Below are 18,803 nucleotides of genomic sequence, written 5' to 3' on the forward strand. Positions count from 1 at the left end.
CAACGAAAAGATTGTGTGCCCTTTCTTTTATTCAAAAATTGACGTTCACCATAAGAATAGAAGGAGAATACTCATTTTCTAGCGAATCATACTAGGTAAAAGTCAATCTGTATATGTCGAAACACGATGATCATGCAAAGGAGGGATTCTGTGGAACAGGATACGCAGCATGTTAAACCACTTCAAACAAAAACCGATATTCATGCAGTCTTGGCCTCTAATGGACGCATCATTTATATATCTGCCAACTCCAAACTGCATTTGGGCTATCTCCAAGGAGAGATGATCGGATCATTCCTCAAAACGTTTCTGCATGAGGAAGACCAATTTTTGGTTGAAAGCTATTTTTATAATGAACATCATCTGATGCCGTGCACCTTTCGTTTTATTAAAAAAGATCATACGATTGTGTGGGTGGAGGCTGCGGTAGATATTGTTACGACAAGAGCTGAGCGGACAGAACGGGAAATCATTTTGAAAATGAAGGTTCTTGAAGAAGAAACAGGCCATCAATCCCTAAACTGCGAAAAACATGAAATCGAACCTGCAAGCCCGGAATCGACTACATATATAACGGATGATTATGAACGGTTGGTTGAAAATCTCCCGAGTCCGCTATGCATCAGTGTCAAAGGCAAGATCGTCTATGTAAACAGCGCGATGCTTTCAATGCTGGGAGCCAAAAGCAAGGATGCTATTATTGGTAAATGGTCCTATGAATTTATTGAAGAAGAATATCATGATATCGTGAAAAACAGGATTATACGAATGCAAAAAGGAATGGAAGTCGGAATGATTGAACAGACGTGGAAAAGGCTTGATGGCACACCTGTTCATTTAGAAGTGAAAGCATCCCCGACCGTCTACAAAAACCAGCAGGCTGAGCTGCTGCTGCTGATCGATATCTCTTCAAGAAAAAAATTCCAAACCATCCTGCAAAAAAGCCGTGAACGATATCAGCTGCTGATTCAAAATTCCATTGATACCATTGCGGTGATTCACAATGGAAAATGGGTATTTATGAATGAGTCTGGAATTTCCCTGTTTGAAGCGGCTACATATGAGGATTTAATTGGCAAAAACATATACGATCAGCTGCATCCTTGCGATCACGAGGATGTAAAAGAGAGAATCCAAAACATTGCCGAGCAAAAATCAGAATCTGAAATTGTCAAGCAATCCTGGTTCACCTTTCAGAACAGGGTCATCTATACGGAGATGGTCTGCATTCCGACGACCTTTTTTGGTGAAGCGGCCGTCCAGGTCATTCTTCGGGACATCTCAGAGAGAAAACAAACAGAAGAATTGATGCTGAAATCGGAAAAATTATCAATCGCAGGGCAGCTCGCGGCGGGAATCGCCCATGAGATCCGGAACCCTCTTACAGCGATCAAAGGATTTTTACAGCTGATGAAACCGACAATGGAAGGCAACGAACATTACTTTGATATTGTGTTTTCTGAACTCAGCCGTATCGAATTAATACTCAGTGAATTGCTCATGCTGGCGAAACCTCAGCAAAATGCTGTCAAAGAATATTTGAACTTGAAAAAATTAATTGGTGAGGTTTCAGCCCTGTTAGAAACGCAGGCGAATTTAAATGGCATTTTTATCAGAACAAGTTATGAAAAAGACAGCATTTATATAAACGGGGATCAAAACCAATTAAAGCAGGTATTCATTAATTTAATCAAAAATGCAGTTGAATCAATGCCTGATGGGGGAACAGTAGACATTATCATAACCGAAGATGAGCATTCTGTTCATGTTACTGTCAAAGACGAAGGGGAAGGTATACCTGAAAAGGTACTAAACCGGATTGGAGAGCCATTTTTAACAACAAAAGAAAAAGGTACGGGGCTTGGATTAATGGTGACATTTAATATCATTGAAAACCATCAGGGAGTTATACATGTGGACAGCCATCCTGAAAAAGGCACAGCGTTTAAAATTTCATTTCCAAAAAAATAAAACAACGGCTTAAACGCCGTTGTTTATCGTCTGCATTGCTTCACGTTTTTTTAATACAAATAATTCTAAACGGTCCAGGCCTTCTCTCAGCGTGTCCAGCGAGTACGCAAAAGACAATCTTACATATCCTTCACCATATGTTGAGAACGAGCTGCCCGGCACGAGTGCCACACCAGCGTCTTCCAAAAGAGCCATACTAAAATCAAATGAAGTCATTCCAAATGATTTAATAGAAGGGAAGATATAAAACGCACCGGACGGTTTAACTACGTCAAGTCCCATGGAAACAAGACGGTCATAAACATAGTCGAGACGTTTTTTGTATTGTTCTCTCATAATCAATGCGTCGTCAAAGCCGTTTGTGACAGCTTCAAGCGCGGCTTTTTGAGAAATGGATGAGGCGCACGACACATTGTATTGATGAACCTTTAAAATGTGCTTTGCAATGTCTTTCGGTGCGAATAAAAATCCAATTCTCCAACCGGTCATGCTGTGTGATTTTGACAAGCCGTTAATGACAATTGTTTGATCCCGCAAATGGTTTGCGATGGAGTAATGCGGTCTGTCATATGTTAATTCACTGTATATTTCATCAGACAATACGAAGACATTTCTGCCTTTTAAAAGGGCTGCGATGCTTTTCAGTTCTTCTTCAGATAAAGTCACGCCGGTAGGATTTGACGGATAAGGAAGCACGACACACTTGGTGTTGGGTGTCAGAGCATCTTCAATCAGCCGGGCGGTAAGCTTAAAGCCGTGTGACGTAGTATCAACAATGACAGGCTTGGCCCCGCACAAATTGATAATAGGTTCATAGCCCGGATAAATAGGCCCTGGCATAATGACTTCATCACCGGGAGATAAAATCGTCCGGAATGCAGCATCAATGGCTTGGCTTGCGCCTGTTGTGATGATAATTTCAGATTCAGCATCATAGTTGAAATCCGCTTTTTTCTTCATATAAAGCTGCACAGCTTGTCTCAGCTCCAGGTAGCCGGCATTCGGAGTATATGACGTCACGTTTTCATCAATGGCTTTTTTTGCGGCAGCTTTCACATGATGCGGTGTGAAAAAATCAGGCTGGCCGATTGTAAGTGAAATGACGTCTTCGTGTTGGGCTACAAGATTCGAGAATTTGCGTATTCCTGAAATTTCGATCTCTCTTGCTTTCGGATTCAGCAAATGTTCCATAATTCATCACCTTAACAAATATAATGAGTTTATCCTATTTTACCACTAGCTGATCATTTGTCACCTTTTTAACTGATATATTTCGATTGTATGCGCCTTTTTTCTAAACATACCTTTCTTTTCAGAAAAAAAGAAGACAACCAGAGATTTGATTGTCTTTATTGTATCATGTTCTATTATTGTTTATATGTGCCAATTTCATTAATAGCCATAATCAAAATGAAGGTCTTCGTGCCAAATCAGATACGGAGGATGCTCTTCTTGAAGGTCAGCTGATTCTTTCTTCATATTCAGGTAAGTTTCTTCACTGATATCCTCTAAAACAGTCATTTCGTTTTCTTTAAATATTACTAAGGTACCCATTATTTACACCCTTCTTTGGAAAAATCCTTGACTATTTTATCACTGTTAGTTGGAAAGTCAATGGTTATTAGGAAAAAAGTTTCTTTTTTGAGGAACGCGGCTTGTTGCCTTCGGAATTCGATTTTGAAGAGCTGCCATTCACTTTTTACAAATTACGCCGATATATACAGTACAATACTGAATGCGAATAGCGAGGGATTGAATTGTCGTTACAACAATACGAAATTTTATTGGATTCTGGTACAAATGAATTAGAAATTGTGAAGTTTGGCGTGGGTGAAAATGCTTTCGGAATTAACGTCATGAAGGTAAGAGAAATTATTCAGCCTGTCGAGGTGACATCAGTGCCTCACTCCCATCAGCATGTAGAAGGAATGATTAAACTCAGAGGAGAAATCCTCCCTGTGATCAGTCTCTTCTCATTTTTTGGAGTAGAGCCTGAAGGATCAAAAGATGAGAAATATATCGTGACTGAATTTAATAAACGGAAAATTGTTTTTCATGTCGGCTCTGTTTCTCAAATTCACAGAGTATCCTGGGAAGCGATTGAAAAGCCGACATCGTTAAATCAAGGAATGGAGCGGCACCTTACCGGGATTATTAAGCTCGAAGACCTGATGATCTTTTTGCCTGACTATGAAAAAATTATTTATGACATTGAATCAGATTCAGGTGTTGACACGTATAATATGCATACCGAGGGCTTCGATGAAAGAAGAACTGATAAAAAGCTAATCATTGTAGAGGACTCACCGCTTTTGATGCGCCTCTTGCAGGATGAACTAAAAGAAGCAGGGTACAACAATATCGCTTCGTTTGAAAATGGAAAAGAGGCATATGAATACATTATGAACCTTGCTGAAAACGAAACTGATTTATCAGAACAGATTGATATGATCATCACTGATATTGAAATGCCAAAAATGGACGGACACAGGCTCACAAAGCTGCTGAAGGAAAATCCGAAAAGCTCAGATGTGCCGGTTATGATTTTCTCATCGTTAATTACGGATGATCTGCGTCACCGCGGCGAAGTTGTAGGCGCAGATGAGCAAATCAGCAAGCCTGAGATTAGTGATTTGATTAAAAAAGTGGATACGTATGTTATTGAATAAATAAAAACAGCCGTTGCCAGAAAGAGGCACGGCTGTTTTTATTTTAAAAGTAACTCTCGCCAAGTTTTTTAAAGACCGGTTTATGGTAAGCTGGCTGCTGGCGATTTGGCACTAGCGGCTTTTCTTTCATGCCGACATATTCTTGCAATAGGTGTTTCGCTTTTGTTAAAGACATTTGAGCTTTAGGATTTCGGTACGATTGATTAAGTGTACCTAAATGCGGAAGATGTTCGAAGTCTTCTTTAGTTGGAGGCATGTGAAAATAGTAGTCTCCGATTGAGATAAGCACGTCCGATTGCTGTTGGCTGAACCTTGGATTTTTTGAAAAATGAAGCCCTATTTTCTTTCCTTTACCTTCTTTGACAAGCTTTTGCAAAGCCCGTTTTTTCAGCAGATATAGGTATTTAGGGTTGGGGGCGGTTTTTGCATGGCGGTTCACAGTGTAAACTGCTTTTGAAAGATTTTCTACGGTTGGCTGCAGATCTTTCGTATATGCATGGTCGTCCATTATTTCTCTCCTTTGCTCTTATCAATTTCTATATGTTTAGATTATACTTTTTTAAAGTTGAAATGCAAATATTGAATGTAAAAATGCGCTTTTTTCTAAGAAAAAAAGCGCATTTTTAACCTGCATTATACAGATCTTGCCTTCTTTTTCGGCTGTTCTTGAAATGCTTCCTGAACATTCACTTCCACAGCCTGGGCACTGTATTTTGGCAGTGCAATAAAATAAAAAATAAAAACGATCAGGATGATAACACCCATGCCGTAATAAAGATAATCAATGTTTGAAACGAACTTAGGGAATAACAGCGCAACTAAGCCGAGTGTCAAAGACTGTGCAAACATCATAAAAGGGTCCTGCATGCCGCTTACACGTCCCATCAGTTTTGGATGAACAATTTTGGGCATCCAGCCTCCGATTGCAATGTTGATCGGTCCGATGCACATTCCCAGTGCAAAAGCTGCCGCGTAATACACCCATAAAATATTGGTGTAGCCGAGGACGAAGATCAGCAAACCTGCAATGAAAATCGGTATCGACATTAAAAAGTGCGGCTTCACTTTTTTAGAGATGATCGTGCCGATTACGCTGCCTGCCAGCAGCCCAAACCCGAGTGCGATCGTAAATACAGACGTATGCCACTCATAACGGTCAGGCGCCAATCCATATTTCATTGTAAACATAGGCAATACGGCGAATCCTCCATTGACAAATCCAAAAATAAAGAAGCCAAAAATAAGAGATGCCAGCAATTTGTTTTTTAAAATATAGAGGATGCCTTCTCTAAAGTCATTTATTGAATCCTTAACAGAAGTCTTTCTCCAGCTGAATGCACCGTTTGGCTGTCGGGCTTCTTTTGGAATCCGGCAGCTGCGGATGAGCAGCCCGGAAATGATAAAGCTGACAAAATCAAGAATAATGGCGCCTTCAATACCGATGGTGTTGTACATAAATGCGCCTATACCGACTCCAAACACCATAAAAATGCTAAAAAGCATCTGATTAAGCCCTGCCGCTTTCGCATAATGCTCCTTCGGCAGAATGGCTTGTACCAAACTGTTTTCTGCCGGAAAGAAAAACTTTGTTACAGCGCTTCTGATAAATAAGATACAAAAAACAAGAGGAATATTGCCGGTAAATAAAGTGAAAAAAAGCACGACAGTCAGGCCTGCTCTGATCCAATCACAATTTTCTGCCACCTTTTTTCTGTCAAACCGGTCCGCGACGACTCCCACGATCAGAAATACAAATATGGTCGGAAGAGAATACATCAGCTCCGCCAAGGTCGTATATGAAGGCTGGCTACTGAATCGGTCCAGCAAAAAAAAAGCAAAGGCCATGTTGCCTACTGTCGTGCCCATTTGAGAAGCGAGTGCTGCGAAAAATAGACGAACAAAATTACGATTTTTAAATATATCCATAAAAACGCTCCTTACCCTAAAGGTCCCACTTTATCATATTATAAACCGCCTGTTTTTGAAACAAATAAGAAAACATTACCGGTTAATCGTGACTCTCGTTCCGTTTGGCACAATTGAAGCAAGTTCGATCACGTCTTTGTTATGCATGCGAATGCAGCCTTTAGAAACAGCCTTACCAATCGAAGCGGGATTATTCGTCCCATGTATTCCGTAGTGCTGCTTTGAAAGGCTCAGCCAATAAGCGCCAAATGGGCCGCCGGGATTGCGCTGGCGGTTAATAATGTAAAACTCGCCAGTAGGCGTTTGCGTTAGTATTTTACCAACGGCGATGGGATAGGTTTTCATTACCCGATTATTTAGGAACAGCGTAAGGGTCTTCGCTCCGATTGAGACTGCGATATGATACGGAATTGTATAAGGGTCCGGCAGTCCGGGGATGACTATGGACTGTCCTGCGGTGAGCCCTGCCTGCAGTGACGGATTAGCCTGGAGTAATGCAGCCGTGCTGATTCTGAAATCAGCCGCGATGCTGTTCAGTGTATCACCTTGCTTCACCTGGTACGTAAGCAGTTTCCTCATCCTCCTTTTTTACTTATAAGTATTGATGAGGAGCCCATCCTGCTACATTAATTTGTGCTTTTTAAGGTGAAGACAGTGATTTCAGGCTTGGCCAGAAACCGCAAAGGCAGCCTGGTCATCCCGAGGCCTCGGTTTACGTAAATATGAGTGCTGCCCGTTTGATACATTCCCTCTGTGTAGACTTTTCCATATGGAGGCGTAATAATCGGTCCGTAAAAAGGCAGCTGAATCTGGCCGCCGTGTGTATGGCCGGAAAGCTGAAGGTTTACGGGATAATCTGTTGTTTTCAAGGCCGCATCAGGTTCATGGACGAGAAGAATGGAAAAAAGTCTGTCGCTCAGCCTTGAAAGGGTGCCTTCATAATCTGGGTTTCCCAGCATTAAGTCATCAAGCGAAGCAATCTCGATTTTGCTGCCATCTGCGAGTGACAATGTTTGATAGCCATTGCGATATACCGTGAAACCTCCGGCCGTCATCAGGCTTTTGTAAACGGCAGTTCCATAGCCTCCGTGATCATGATTGCCGTAAATACAAAGCTTGCCGAAGGGAGCATTAAGCTTTCTCAATAATGGAATGACTGCCTGGTGGTGCTGGTACGTATCAGGATTATCGATAATATCACCTGTAAAAACAATGAGATCAGGTTTAGATTCATTAATTGTAAGAATGACGGTTTTTAAATCTTCGAGAGTAAAGTAATCACTCAAGTGTGCATCGCTGAACTGCACGATTTTAAAACCGTCAAATCCGTGCGGGATGAGAGAGCTTTTTATTGTGTGTTCGGTTGTCTCGATCATATGCGGCTCGAGATACCTGGCATAGCCATATCCCCCGCCGGCCGTTAAAGCCCCGGCAGCAAGAGCGCCGAACATTCCTTTTAGAAATTGTCTTCTGGACATCTTTTTCATTTCAAACCAACCTTTAATAGAGTTTTTCTATTATATCATCTGTATCTGATAAAAATCTCATATGAGCATGTGCTGACAGAGGCAGGGATATAATGATAGAATATTATTGAATGAATACTCATTCATAATAGGAGGGATAAACATGGAAAAAAAGGCGGTAATTATTACCGGCGGGTCAAGCGGCATGGGAAAAGCGATGGCAAAAAAACAGGCTGAATTAGGGTGGCACGTTATGGTGACAGGGAGGAACCATGAGGCACTTGAGGAAACAAAAAAAGAAATTCAGACCTTTGAGGGACAGGTCGCTTGTTTTCAAATGGATGTCCGTTCCGATTCCGCCGCTTCAGACATGATTAAAGAAGCGGTAAAAGCCTTTGGCCGGCTTGACGCGCTGATTAACAACGCGGCCGGAAACTTTATTTGTCCGGCAGAAAAGCTGACGCCCAATGGATGGAAAGCCGTTATTGAGATTGTTTTAAACGGCACATTTTTTTGCAGCCAAGCAGCGGCAAGGCATTGGATTGACCAGAAGCAGCAGGGTGTCATTTTAAATATGGCAGCCACGTACGCTTGGGGAGCGGGAGCGGGGGTCGTTCATTCCGCTGCAGCCAAAGCGGGGGTATTGTCATTGACAAGAACGCTGGCCGTTGAATGGGGGAGCAAATACGGCATTCGTACAAACGCGATAGCCCCCGGACCGATTGAACGAACAGGCGGTGCGGAGAAGCTATTTGAATCGGAAAAAGCGATGGCCCGCACGATGAACAGTGTGCCGCTCGGCCGATTGGGCACACCGGAGGAAATCGCCGCTTTGGCAGCGTTTTTGCTTTCTGATGAAGCATCCTATATAAACGGGGATTGTATCACAATGGACGGGGGGCAATGGCTGAATCCTTATCCGTTTTAAAGAATATTAATCTTTGGATTCAATGTGGTATAATCAGACAAAGATAGAGAAGCAGGTGATAACATGTTGGATCCACTTGATATTTTAACGAACATTGATGATGTCCTTCCATATTACCAGGCGATTTTCAGTGCCGAGGAGCAGAAGGTTGTCGGATATGAGGTGCTTGGACGAATTTTGGCAGATTCAGAAATCCAAAGTCTCGGGCCCTTCTTTTTAGATGCGGGGATACCCGAAGAATATAAACTAGAGGTTGATAACAGAATTATCCGCCAGGCTCTTGACCGCTTTTTAGAGGCGGATTCTGATCTGCTGATTTTTATGAATCAGGATGCCAATCTGCTGATGTTGGATCATGGTGAAAGCTTTCTGGAGCTTCTGAAAGAATATGAAGCGAAAGGAATCGAACTCCACCGTTTTGTTCTTGAAATTACAGAGCACAATTTTGAAGGGGATATTGAGCAGCTCTACCATATGCTTGCATACTATCGTACATACGGAATTAAAATCGCAGTTGACAACATCGGAAAAGAAAGCAGCAACTTGGACAGAATCGCGCTGCTCTCACCAGATCTGTTAAAAATCGATTTGCAGGCGCTGAAAGTGTCACAGCCGTCACCGTCATATGAGCATGTGCTGTACAGCATATCTTTATTAGCAAGAAAAATCGGTGCGGCGCTATTGTATGAAGACATTGAGGCGAACTTCCAGCTACAGTACGCCTGGAGAAACGGAGGCCGTTATTTTCAGGGCTATTACTTGGTGTCTCCATCTGAAACGTTTCTAGAGAGAGATGTATTGAAACAAAGACTTAAAACTGAATTTCACCAATTTATCACACATGAGAAAAAGAAACTGGAGACCGTCTATGAGCACTCTGAACAGTTTTACAAACGAGTGCATCAGGCTGTGACCTCTTTGAGAAAAAACAATCTGTCTTCTGATGATGACTTTATTAAAAAGCTGGCGGAAGAGCTGACAGATTGCAGCTTCAGGATTTACATGTGTGATGAAGAAGGCGATCAGCTGACGGGAAATGTGTTTAAGCAAGATGGAGAATGGATTTATCAGCCGGAATATGCGGAAAAGAACTGGAGCTGGCGCCCTTATTTTCTGGAGAACATTATGAGAATGAGAAATCTCAGAAAAGGTTTTTTCAGTGATCTGTACAGTGATTTGGAAACAGGTGAAATGATCAGAACGTTTTCATATCCGATGGATGATCAGATGTATTTATTTATAGACTTGCCTTATTCTTATTTATATGAGCAGGACGGACTGATTTAACGGCTGAAAGGCCGTTTTTTTTTATGAATTGAAAAAAATATCAAAAAACGATTGACATTGATACTGAGAATCATTATCATTTAATTATAGAGAGAAGCTACTCTCTGTTCCCCAACCCCTCTATCAGATCAAGATCCGAAAAAACTTGGCGCTACCCCCGCCAAGTTTTTTATTTGTCAAAGCATAGGACAATCCAATGAAACAATAAACCTAACTAGTGGTAAACGTTTAACACGGGGAGAAACATTCAGTGCCGAACACCCCTGACACTGCTGCACGGGTGAGGAGGAAAATTCGTTCTGAAATGTTTATTTCAGTTCCGTTGTTTACCTCTATCCAGCATGACTCCCATTGATTATGGCCACGCGGGACTTCACCAGAAAATTCAAAAGAAGGTTTTGACAACGTTGCAAAAAGGCATTCTTAATGCTGCCAAAGATTCGAAAAAAATTATAATTGTGTGCATGACATTCAAAAAAAGCCTCAAACTAAAGAAAAATAGTTTTTTTCACTTTTTTTCTTTACTTAAATTCAGCAGTGAAAATGCCATCCTGTCCGACTTTATGGTATGATGCTCAATAGAACTTGTATTATAATAAATACTTGTTGATTTGAAGTTGCTTTTTGAAAGGAGTCTTTTTTTAGAATGTCACAATTAATGGGTATCATCACACGGCTGCAAAGTCTGCAAGAAACAGCGGAAGCGGCTAACGAGCCAATGCAGCGCTATTTCGAAGTGAATGGTGAGAAAATATGCAGTGTTAAATATTTCGAAAAAAATCAAACGTTTGAACTGACGGTTTTCCAAAAAGGTGAAAAACCTAACACATATCCGTTTGATAATATCGACATGGTTTCCATCGAAATCTTTGAACTTCTTCAGTAAGATTCCTGAAATAGGGGGGAACAAGCTTCCACCTTTGCAAAAGTAATCGAAATAAACGGTAAGGAACATACTTGTTTCATGGTTGTAAATCCTTGAAAAGGAGTGTCGTGATGGCTGATTCTTTTCTGTTTTATAATCTTTCAGAAGCACAGATGACCTTTCAAGATGTGATGGAACGGCTTAAAGCCTTTGTTCAAAAGGACCCCCGTTCTTCTTATGTGTTATCGATCGGAACCGATTCACAGGTTTACCGCGACTACACAAAGTTTATTACCGCATTGCATTTGCATCGTACAGGCAAGGGAGCTTGGGGCTGCTTGAAAAATCATACAGTCGACAGACCCATACATAGCCTTCGGGAGAAGATTTCGTTAGAAACGGCGTACAGCCAAGAAACTGCCGCTCATATTCTTGATGGACACTTAATGGATATTACCGATCTGCTCCTGCCCTTTACCGGTGAGGGGGCGGATCTTACCTTTGAAGTTCACTTGGATATTGGGAAAAAAGGGCTTACAAAAGATCTGATCCAAGAAATGACTGGACGTATTACCTCCATGGGGATTGAGGCCAAAATAAAGCCGGATTCATACACTGCCTTCAGCTATGCAAATCGTTTCACAAAATAATTTGGCTGAAAAAGCCAAGGTAAATGTCGAATTATGCGGTTGACGTTTGTTATCTGATTACTTATTCTAGCGGTAGAGCTGAAAGTAAGTTGTCTTGCTTTCAGAGGTATTCAGTATAAAACAGGGGGCCTGATTGCGAATGAGTCTTATCGGTGAACGATTTACAGAAGAAGAACAAAAACTTCTGCTGAATATCCTGATCAACCATGAGTATGCCATCGAGCTATTAAGCAGTGAGATCAACGATATAGAGACAGGGACCAAAAACGTTGACGGAACCACCTACAAAAAACTTGTAACGCTATACGACCGATTTCGATTTGAAAATTAATGGGACACCCTATAATTGATACTCCACAAAGAGTATCTTTTTTATTGAAAGGAAACTTTTCGACAAATACTGATAAAGTTTATATTATTGCAATATAGGGAATGTATTGATGATGAAAATGAAAAGGGGTCGAAAACATGATAAGCTTACAATCAGATCAACTTCTTGAGGCAACAGTCGGACAATTTATGATTGAGGCGGACAAAGTAGCGCACGTGCAAGTCGGAAATAACCTTGAGCACGCATTATTAGTATTGACAAAAACCGGATACACAGCCATCCCGGTTCTGGATCCTTCCTATCGTTTACATGGCTTAATCGGGACAAATATGATCATGAACAGTATTTTTGGACTTGAGCGAATTGAGTTTGAAAAGCTTGACCAAATCACTGTTGAGGAAGTCATGCTGACCGACATTCCGCGCCTTCATATCAATGATCCGATTATGAAGGGATTCGGCATGGTCATTAATAACGGATTTGTCTGTGTTGAAAATGACGAGCAGGTATTTGAAGGGATTTTTACGAGAAGAGTCGTTTTAAAGGAATTGAATAAGCATATACGCTCGTTGAATAAGTAGGCTGTACGGCCTATTTTTATTATATAGCCAGAGCGAAAAAAAGAAAGCGCATACATAATTTAAACGAGAATAGGGCTTGAATAAGAAACTAAGATTTTATTAGAATGGGAGATAAGAAAAACTTATTGATAACAAAAAGGAGGACGACATGCAGCTTCAAGAGCTTCATATGCTCGTAGTTTTAGCTGAGGAATTAAATATGAGAAAGGCGGCAGAACGGCTTTTTGTATCTCAGCCGGCTTTATCTCAGCGCTTACAAACCATTGAAAAGGCGTGGGGAACAAAAATCTTTTTAAGATCACAAAAAGGATTAACGGTAACGCCCGCCGGTGAGAAAATCATTCAGTTTGCGAATGATGTGACATTAGAGCAGGAAAGAATAAGAGAAAATATTGACGAGCTTGAAGGTGAAATTCACGGCACATTGAAGCTTGCCGTCGCCTCCATAATCGGTCAGCATTGGCTCCCTAAAGTCCTGAAGACGTATGTGGAAAAGTATCCGAATGCAAAGATCTCGCTCATAACCGGGTGGAGCAGCGAAATGCTGAAAAGCTTGTATGAGGATCAGGTTCATATCGGCATTATAAGAGGCAACCCTGAGTGGAAGGGGCGCAAAGATTACTTAATGACAGATCATCTGTATTTAGTGGATACTGAAATTTCCTGCATCGAAGATATTGCCCATACAGAACGGCCGTTTATCCAGTTTAAAAGTGACAGCACTTATTTTCAGGAAATTCAGCACTGGTGGCACCAAAAATTTAAAACGTCGCCGAAACAGACGATATTGGTTGATCAGATTGAAACGTGCAAACAGATGGCGCTGCACGGAATCGGGTATGCCATTTTGCCGTCTGTTACCCTTCAAAATGAAGATAAAGTGAATAAAATGCCTCTTTTAGACATGAAAGGGCATCCGATCGGTCGGGATACATGGTTATTAGGCTATGAGCCTGCCTTTGAACTGAAACAAGTTCAAGCTTTTGTACAAGTGATAAAGGATATGCTGGATCAGGAAAATCCATTTTAAAGACAGCGAGGTGCTGTCTTTTTTTTATTTATCTGTTGACAATGAAAATCATTATCATTTAAAGTGATACATATGATATTGAAAATCATTATCAACTAATGGGGTGATAACATGGCTAAAGCCTTGATTACATATGCCAGCATGTCAGGAAATACAGAAGACATTGCCTTCATAATAAAAGATACGCTTCAGGAATATGAGTTGGATATCGATTGTGTCGAGATAGATGATATGGATGCGTCTTGTTTAACCTCCTATGATTATGTACTGATTGGCACCTATACATGGGGGGACGGCGATTTGCCCTACGAAGCGGAGGATTTTTTCGAAGAGGTCAAACAGATTCAGCTTAATGGTTTAAAAACAGCCTGCTTCGGGTCTGGCGATTATTCTTATCCAAAGTTTTGCGAAGCGGTGAATTTGTTCAATGTCATGCTGCAAGAGGCGGGAGCTGCTGTTTACCAGGAAACACTAAAAATTGAATTAGCGCCTGAAACAGATGAAGATGTGGAAAGCTGCCGAGCGTTTGCGAGAGGTTTTCTTGCATGGGCAGATTATATGAACAAGGAAAAAAGCCATGTTTCATAAAGGGGCAACCGCTGTTACGGCATCGGCGTTTTCTGGATATTTTGTGGCGGTACAAAGAGAAGGCATTTTTCATTACTCTTTGGAGCAGGGCTGGAGAAAGCTTTTTCGTTTGAAAAGTAAGATACACTGTATCAGCTACATAGGGCCTTACTTATTTGGCGTTGGTGAAAAGGGAACAGTCATTCGTTCGGCTGATGAAGGGAAAACCTGGACGATGTCGAGCTTTCCGACAAATGCAACAGTGTGGGCGATTACCGGCAGAAACAACGGGTTTGTCTGCGCCCACGGTAAGCATTGTATTTATGTATCGGATGATTTTGGTGTCTCATGGCGCGTAGCCAAACCTTTTGCCGAATTTCATAATCCCCCTGTTATCCGGTCGTTATGCCTTCACGGGGGCAATCTTTTTATCGGCACGCAAATACACGAATATTTTGGCGGCATTTGGGCTTACGACATTAAGCGTGACACTGTCCAAGTTGTCAAAAAAGAAAAAAACCGGATGACGGCATCCATGCTCGTGTTCAATGAAAATTGGCTGGTGGCGGCGATGGGTTCTGTGAAAGGAAAGCACGGTGCTGTCACTGTAAGGAATCTTTTAAATGGTGAAGAATTCACCATACAATCCAGTATGATCAGAAATGAAGAATCATTTCTTGATCTTTCAGAGGATGATGGCATTATATATGTCACTACAACACAAGATGAAAATGGTTTTTCGAGAATTTACCAGGTTGATCTCGAAGCCCGGTCGTTAAAATGGTTCGATACCATTAAGGGACATGGATGGAGAGTGGCCAATCAGAAAGAGAATTTCTTTTGCGCAGGCTTGTATGAATGTAAATTTGTCCAGCCGTACGAAGTTTCAGCAATGATTCATTAGAGGAGGAACAAGGAATTGGCGAAGATTTTGCTCGTTTATGCAACAATGTCAGGCAACACTGAAGCTATGGCAGATTTGATTGAAAAGGGGCTTCAGGAGGCGTTAGCAGAAGTAGACCGTTTCGAAGCAATGGATATTGATGATGCCCAGCTGTTTACCGATTATGACCATGTCATAATGGGAACCTACACGTGGGGAGACGGAGATCTGCCTGATGAATTTTTAGATCTTGTTGAAGACATGGAGGAGATTGATTTTTCCGGCAAAACATGCGCTGTATTCGGTTCCGGTGATACAGCATATGAATTTTTCTGCGGAGCGGTTGATACGCTAGAGGCAAAAATAAAAGAACGCGGTGGAGACATTGTGCTGCCTTCGGTAAAAATCGAAAATAATCCAGAAGGTGAAGAAGAGGAAGAATTAATAAACTTCGGGAGACAATTCGCAAAGAAAAGCGGGTGCGCTGTCTGATCACTCACTGGGAACTGCTAAAACGGCTGTTCCTTTTTTTCTTGTCTTTGTATCTTTCCTTTGATACAGTAATGAGGTAGAAAATCAGGAGGAGGACTATACATATGAAAATGATGGACGCAAATGAAATTATTTCATTTATTCAAAATAGTACAAAATCAACACCTGTAAAGGTTTACGTGAAAGGTGAGCTGGAAGGAATCAATTTCGGCGAATCTGCGAAAGCTTTTATCAACGGAAACACTGGTGTCGTTTTCGGTGAGTGGAGCGAAATCCAAACAGCAATCGAAGAAAACCAAAGCAAAATCGAAGACTATGTGGTTGAAAATGACCGCCGCAATTCTGCGATCCCAATGCTTGATCTAAAAAACATCAAAGCGCGTATCGAGCCGGGCGCGATCATCCGCGACCAAGTTGAAATCGGTGATAACGCAGTCATCATGATGGGTGCTTCTATTAATATCGGTTCAGTCATCGGCGAAGGCACAATGATTGATATGAACGTTGTGCTTGGCGGACGAGCTACTGTCGGAAAAAACTGCCATATCGGCGCGGGTTCTGTACTTGCGGGCGTTATTGAGCCGCCATCCGCTAAACCGGTTGTGATTGAAGACGACGTCGTAATCGGCGCAAATGCTGTTGTGCTTGAAGGTGTAACAGTAGGTAAAGGAGCTGTTGTTGCTGCGGGAGCGATCGTGGTAAACGACGTTGAGCCATACACTGTCGTTGCAGGCACACCAGCTAAAAAAATCAAAGACATTGATGAAAAAACAAAAGGCAAAACTGAAATCAAGCAGGAATTACGCCAGCTGTAAGGAAAAGTTTGATAAAAAAGGCGTGGATAATATATCCACGCCTTATTCGTATAGGCAGGAGGAATAGAAATGAAGATAGAGGAGCTCATCGCAATTCGCAGAGATCTGCATCGTATACCGGAGCTTGGATTTCAGGAGTTCAAAACCCAGCAGTATTTATTAAATGTCTTGGAACAATATCCGCAAGACAGAATTGAAATTGAGAAATGGCGAACAGGGCTTTTTGTAAAAGTGAACGGGACGGCGCCGGAAAAAATGCTGGCATACAGAGCGGATATCGATGCGCTTTCTATAGAAGAGCAAACTGGTCTTCCATTCGCATCAGAGCATCACGGCAACATGCACGCCTGCGGTCACGATTTGCATATGACAATTGCACTCGGCATTATTGATCATTTTGTTCACCACCCAGTCAAACATGATTTGCTTTTTCTGTTTCAGCCGGCAGAGGAAGGGCCTGGCGGTGCGGAACCAATGCTTGAGAGCGATGTATTAAAAAAATGGCAGCCTGATTTCATCACTGCCCTTCATATTGCTCCAGAGCTTCCGGTAGGCACCATTGCGACAAAAAGCGGCCTTCTATTTGCGAATACATCAGAGCTAGTCATCGATCTGGAAGGCAAAGGGGGACATGCGGCATATCCGCATTTGGCTGAGGATATGGTTGTAGCAGCAAGTACACTTGTCACCCAGCTGCAAACGATTATCTCTAGAAACACAGATCCGCTAGACAGTGCTGTTATTACAGTTGGTACCATTACCGGAGGCTCGGCACAAAATATCATTGCAGAAACGGCCCACCTGGAAGGCACGATCCGCACGCTTTCTGAAGAATCGATGAAACAAGTAAAGGAACGGATTGAAGATGTAGTGAAAGGAATCGAAATCGGATTCCGCTGCAAAGGAAAAGTGACATATCCGTCTGTATATCACCAAGTTTACAATACGAGCGGATTAACAGAAGAATTTATGTCTTTTGTTGCTGAACATCAACTGGCGACAGTAATTGAAGCAAAAGAAGCAATGACTGGAGAGGATTTTGGCTACATGCTGAAAAAATATCCCGGCTTCATGTTCTGGCTCGGCGCTGATTCTGAACATGGGCTTCATCATGCTAAGCTGAATCCCGATGAAAATGCGATAGAAACAGCGGTTAATGTCATGACAGGTTATTTTTCTGTTTATGCCAATTAAGTACAAATGAAAGAATAAAATTCCATAAAATGAGCACTCTAGTAAACGGAGGTGTTCAAAAATGGCTAAAAAAATAGGAATTGAACAATCATTATCAGATGTAGAAGCTGCTTTAAAAGAAAAAGGATATGACGTTGTAATGATGAAAAGCCCTGCTGATGCTCAAGGCTGTGACTGCTGTGTCGTAACAGGTCTTGATAATAATGTGCAAGGGATAGCCGATACGGTAACACAAGCACCTGTCATTACAGCTTCCGGGATGACGGCTGAAGAAATTTGCAGCGAAGTTGAAAGCAGAATTCAGTAATATAAAAACCGAAGCAAAAAGCTTCGGTTCTTTTATTTATTCTGTTTCTTTAGGGAAAGCGCGGTCGAACGCGTTCTTTATTTCTTTTCTCAACACTCGTTCGACTCGCCACTGTTCCATATTTTCTGTTTTGGCAATGACCCTGATCACAATTTCAGAAGTCCCCAGTTCTTGAATCCCGATGACATTTGGGCCTTCTTTTATTTGTGGAAGAGCCGCTGCCGTCTCATCACAAACCTGCTGTAAAATATGAATCATTTCATCAATGTTTCTTTCAGCCGGCACTTTAATATCAACAAGAGCCTGCATGGTACCACGAGAATGATTACTCACGTTTGTGATGTTTCTGTTGGGGATGTAATGCAATGTTCCGTCAAAGCTGCGGATTTGAGTTGTTCTTAAGCCAACCTGCTCGACAATTCCGTCAAAGGTGGAAACGGTAATATAGTCTCCGACATCCAATTGTTTCTCAAGCAAAATAAAAAAACCTGTCACGATGTCACTGACAAGCCCTTGGGCGCCAAATCCGACAGCCAGGCCGACGATTCCTGCCCCCGCTAAAAGAGCGCTTGGATCATAATGAAACAAATCTAGAACCATGACGAAGAATATAAAAATCAAAGTATAAGCAAATATGTTAAGAGTCAGGCTTCGGAGCGTATGTGCACGTCCGATAGACAAGCTATTCTGCTCCTCGAATTTTGCAAACAGATGTTTAATGATTTTCATGCCTAATGATCGAACGATAAAATAGAGCAATATCATAATGGCGAGTTTAATGAGCAGAACACCGGCATTTGTAATCAGTCCCGCCCAATCATATTGTTTAATAAAGTCCATG

Annotated in this window: 22 protein-coding genes; 15 read left to right on the top strand and 7 right to left on the bottom strand. The window is 41.7% G+C overall.

Annotation, left to right across the window (positions count from 1 at the left end):
- Window positions 1-150 precede the first annotated feature (150 nt).
- Window positions 151-1,971 carry a sporulation histidine kinase KinA gene (gene kinA / locus MKY50_RS07740; RefSeq protein ID WP_046380991.1) on the top strand — a complete coding sequence of 607 codons (1,821 nt, stop codon included), beginning with the start codon at window positions 151-153 and terminating at the stop codon, window positions 1,969-1,971.
- Between the two features lie 9 nt (window positions 1,972-1,980).
- Here kinA and MKY50_RS07745 read toward each other — a convergent pair whose 3' ends face one another.
- Complete coding sequence (locus MKY50_RS07745; protein ID WP_014476653.1) at window positions 1,981-3,162, bottom strand: aminotransferase A; 1,182 nt, start codon at window positions 3,160-3,162, stop codon at window positions 1,981-1,983.
- A gap of 201 nt (window positions 3,163-3,363) precedes the next feature.
- Complete coding sequence (locus MKY50_RS07750) at window positions 3,364-3,525, bottom strand: hypothetical protein (protein ID WP_003245246.1); 162 nt, start codon at window positions 3,523-3,525, stop codon at window positions 3,364-3,366.
- A gap of 203 nt (window positions 3,526-3,728) precedes the next feature.
- Between MKY50_RS07750 and cheV the strand changes: the two genes are divergently transcribed.
- Entirely contained in the window at window positions 3,729-4,640 is a 912-nt protein-coding gene (cheV, locus tag MKY50_RS07755) for a chemotaxis protein CheV (protein WP_014476655.1), read from the top strand.
- Window positions 4,641-4,683: 43 nt separating this feature from the next.
- Here cheV and MKY50_RS07760 read toward each other — a convergent pair whose 3' ends face one another.
- From MKY50_RS07760 to MKY50_RS07775, 4 genes are all read right to left on the bottom strand, one after another.
- A complete protein-coding gene (locus tag MKY50_RS07760) occupies window positions 4,684-5,148 on the bottom strand; it encodes a YkyB family protein (RefSeq protein WP_003232406.1) in 465 nt (154 codons plus the stop codon).
- A gap of 125 nt (window positions 5,149-5,273) precedes the next feature.
- Window positions 5,274-6,566, bottom strand: a complete 1,293-nt coding sequence (locus tag MKY50_RS07765; protein ID WP_015252195.1) for an MFS transporter — start codon at window positions 6,564-6,566, stop codon at window positions 5,274-5,276.
- A 75-nt stretch (window positions 6,567-6,641) separates the two neighbouring features.
- Window positions 6,642-7,136: a L,D-transpeptidase family protein gene (locus MKY50_RS07770; RefSeq protein WP_072174092.1), complete on the bottom strand. Its 495-nt coding sequence runs from the start codon at window positions 7,134-7,136 to the stop codon at window positions 6,642-6,644.
- Between the two features lie 56 nt (window positions 7,137-7,192).
- Complete coding sequence (locus tag MKY50_RS07775) at window positions 7,193-8,053, bottom strand: metallophosphoesterase (RefSeq protein WP_003232400.1); 861 nt, start codon at window positions 8,051-8,053, stop codon at window positions 7,193-7,195.
- Between the two features lie 142 nt (window positions 8,054-8,195).
- Here MKY50_RS07775 and fadH point away from each other — a divergent pair, with 142 nt between their 5' ends.
- The 13 genes from fadH to MKY50_RS07840 all read left to right on the top strand — a co-directional run bounded on the left by fadH (window position 8,196) and on the right by MKY50_RS07840 (window position 17,962).
- Window positions 8,196-8,960 carry a 2,4-dienoyl-CoA reductase gene (gene fadH, locus MKY50_RS07780; protein WP_003232398.1) on the top strand — a complete coding sequence of 255 codons (765 nt, stop codon included), beginning with the start codon at window positions 8,196-8,198 and terminating at the stop codon, window positions 8,958-8,960.
- Between the two features lie 63 nt (window positions 8,961-9,023).
- Window positions 9,024-10,247 carry an EAL domain-containing protein gene (locus tag MKY50_RS07785; RefSeq protein WP_003232391.1) on the top strand — a complete coding sequence of 408 codons (1,224 nt, stop codon included), beginning with the start codon at window positions 9,024-9,026 and terminating at the stop codon, window positions 10,245-10,247.
- 646 nt (window positions 10,248-10,893) lie between these two features.
- Window positions 10,894-11,133 carry a YkuJ family protein gene (locus MKY50_RS07790; RefSeq protein WP_003218671.1) on the top strand — a complete coding sequence of 80 codons (240 nt, stop codon included), beginning with the start codon at window positions 10,894-10,896 and terminating at the stop codon, window positions 11,131-11,133.
- 110 nt (window positions 11,134-11,243) lie between these two features.
- Complete coding sequence (locus tag MKY50_RS07795; RefSeq protein ID WP_003232389.1) at window positions 11,244-11,762, top strand: ribonuclease H-like YkuK family protein; 519 nt, start codon at window positions 11,244-11,246, stop codon at window positions 11,760-11,762.
- A 133-nt stretch (window positions 11,763-11,895) separates the two neighbouring features.
- Window positions 11,896-12,093: an AbrB antirepressor AbbA gene (gene abbA / locus MKY50_RS07800; protein ID WP_010886502.1), complete on the top strand. Its 198-nt coding sequence runs from the start codon at window positions 11,896-11,898 to the stop codon at window positions 12,091-12,093.
- 137 nt (window positions 12,094-12,230) lie between these two features.
- On the top strand, window positions 12,231-12,674 hold the full coding sequence (gene cbpB, locus MKY50_RS07805; protein ID WP_003218674.1) for a cyclic-di-AMP-binding protein CbpB: 444 nt from the start codon (window positions 12,231-12,233) through the stop codon (window positions 12,672-12,674).
- Between the two features lie 148 nt (window positions 12,675-12,822).
- On the top strand, window positions 12,823-13,704 hold the full coding sequence (gene ccpC, locus MKY50_RS07810) for a transcriptional regulator CcpC (protein ID WP_003232387.1): 882 nt from the start codon (window positions 12,823-12,825) through the stop codon (window positions 13,702-13,704).
- A 111-nt stretch (window positions 13,705-13,815) separates the two neighbouring features.
- Window positions 13,816-14,292, top strand: coding sequence for a flavodoxin (locus MKY50_RS07815; protein ID WP_015252191.1), 477 nt, complete (start codon window positions 13,816-13,818; stop codon window positions 14,290-14,292).
- Window positions 14,282-15,175, top strand: coding sequence for a WD40/YVTN/BNR-like repeat-containing protein (locus MKY50_RS07820; RefSeq protein WP_003232385.1), 894 nt, complete (start codon window positions 14,282-14,284; stop codon window positions 15,173-15,175). Before MKY50_RS07815 ends, MKY50_RS07820 begins: the two co-directional genes overlap by 11 nt.
- A 15-nt stretch (window positions 15,176-15,190) precedes the next feature.
- On the top strand, window positions 15,191-15,646 hold the full coding sequence (locus MKY50_RS07825; RefSeq protein WP_003245242.1) for a flavodoxin: 456 nt from the start codon (window positions 15,191-15,193) through the stop codon (window positions 15,644-15,646).
- A 104-nt stretch (window positions 15,647-15,750) separates the two neighbouring features.
- Window positions 15,751-16,461, top strand: a complete 711-nt coding sequence (dapD, locus tag MKY50_RS07830; RefSeq protein WP_003218680.1) for a 2,3,4,5-tetrahydropyridine-2,6-dicarboxylate N-acetyltransferase — start codon at window positions 15,751-15,753, stop codon at window positions 16,459-16,461.
- 69 nt (window positions 16,462-16,530) lie between these two features.
- Window positions 16,531-17,655 (top strand): N-acetyldiaminopimelate deacetylase, encoded by a 1,125-nt coding sequence (locus MKY50_RS07835; RefSeq protein ID WP_048655217.1) that lies wholly within the window; start codon window positions 16,531-16,533, stop codon window positions 17,653-17,655.
- 61 nt (window positions 17,656-17,716) lie between these two features.
- The gene (locus tag MKY50_RS07840) at window positions 17,717-17,962 is read left to right on the top strand and encodes a YkuS family protein (RefSeq protein ID WP_003232382.1); all 246 of its coding nucleotides are present in this window, start codon (window positions 17,717-17,719) and stop codon (window positions 17,960-17,962) included.
- Between the two features lie 36 nt (window positions 17,963-17,998).
- Here the strand turns inward: MKY50_RS07840 and mscT are convergent, their stop codons facing one another.
- Window positions 17,999-18,802, bottom strand: a complete 804-nt coding sequence (gene mscT / locus MKY50_RS07845; protein ID WP_003244994.1) for a small-conductance mechanosensitive channel protein MscT — start codon at window positions 18,800-18,802, stop codon at window positions 17,999-18,001.
- Window position 18,803: the final 1 nt, after the last annotated feature.

This window comes from Bacillus sp. FSL R7-0685 (assembly GCF_038002425.1).
Classification (GTDB): domain Bacteria; phylum Bacillota; class Bacilli; order Bacillales; family Bacillaceae; genus Bacillus; species Bacillus subtilis.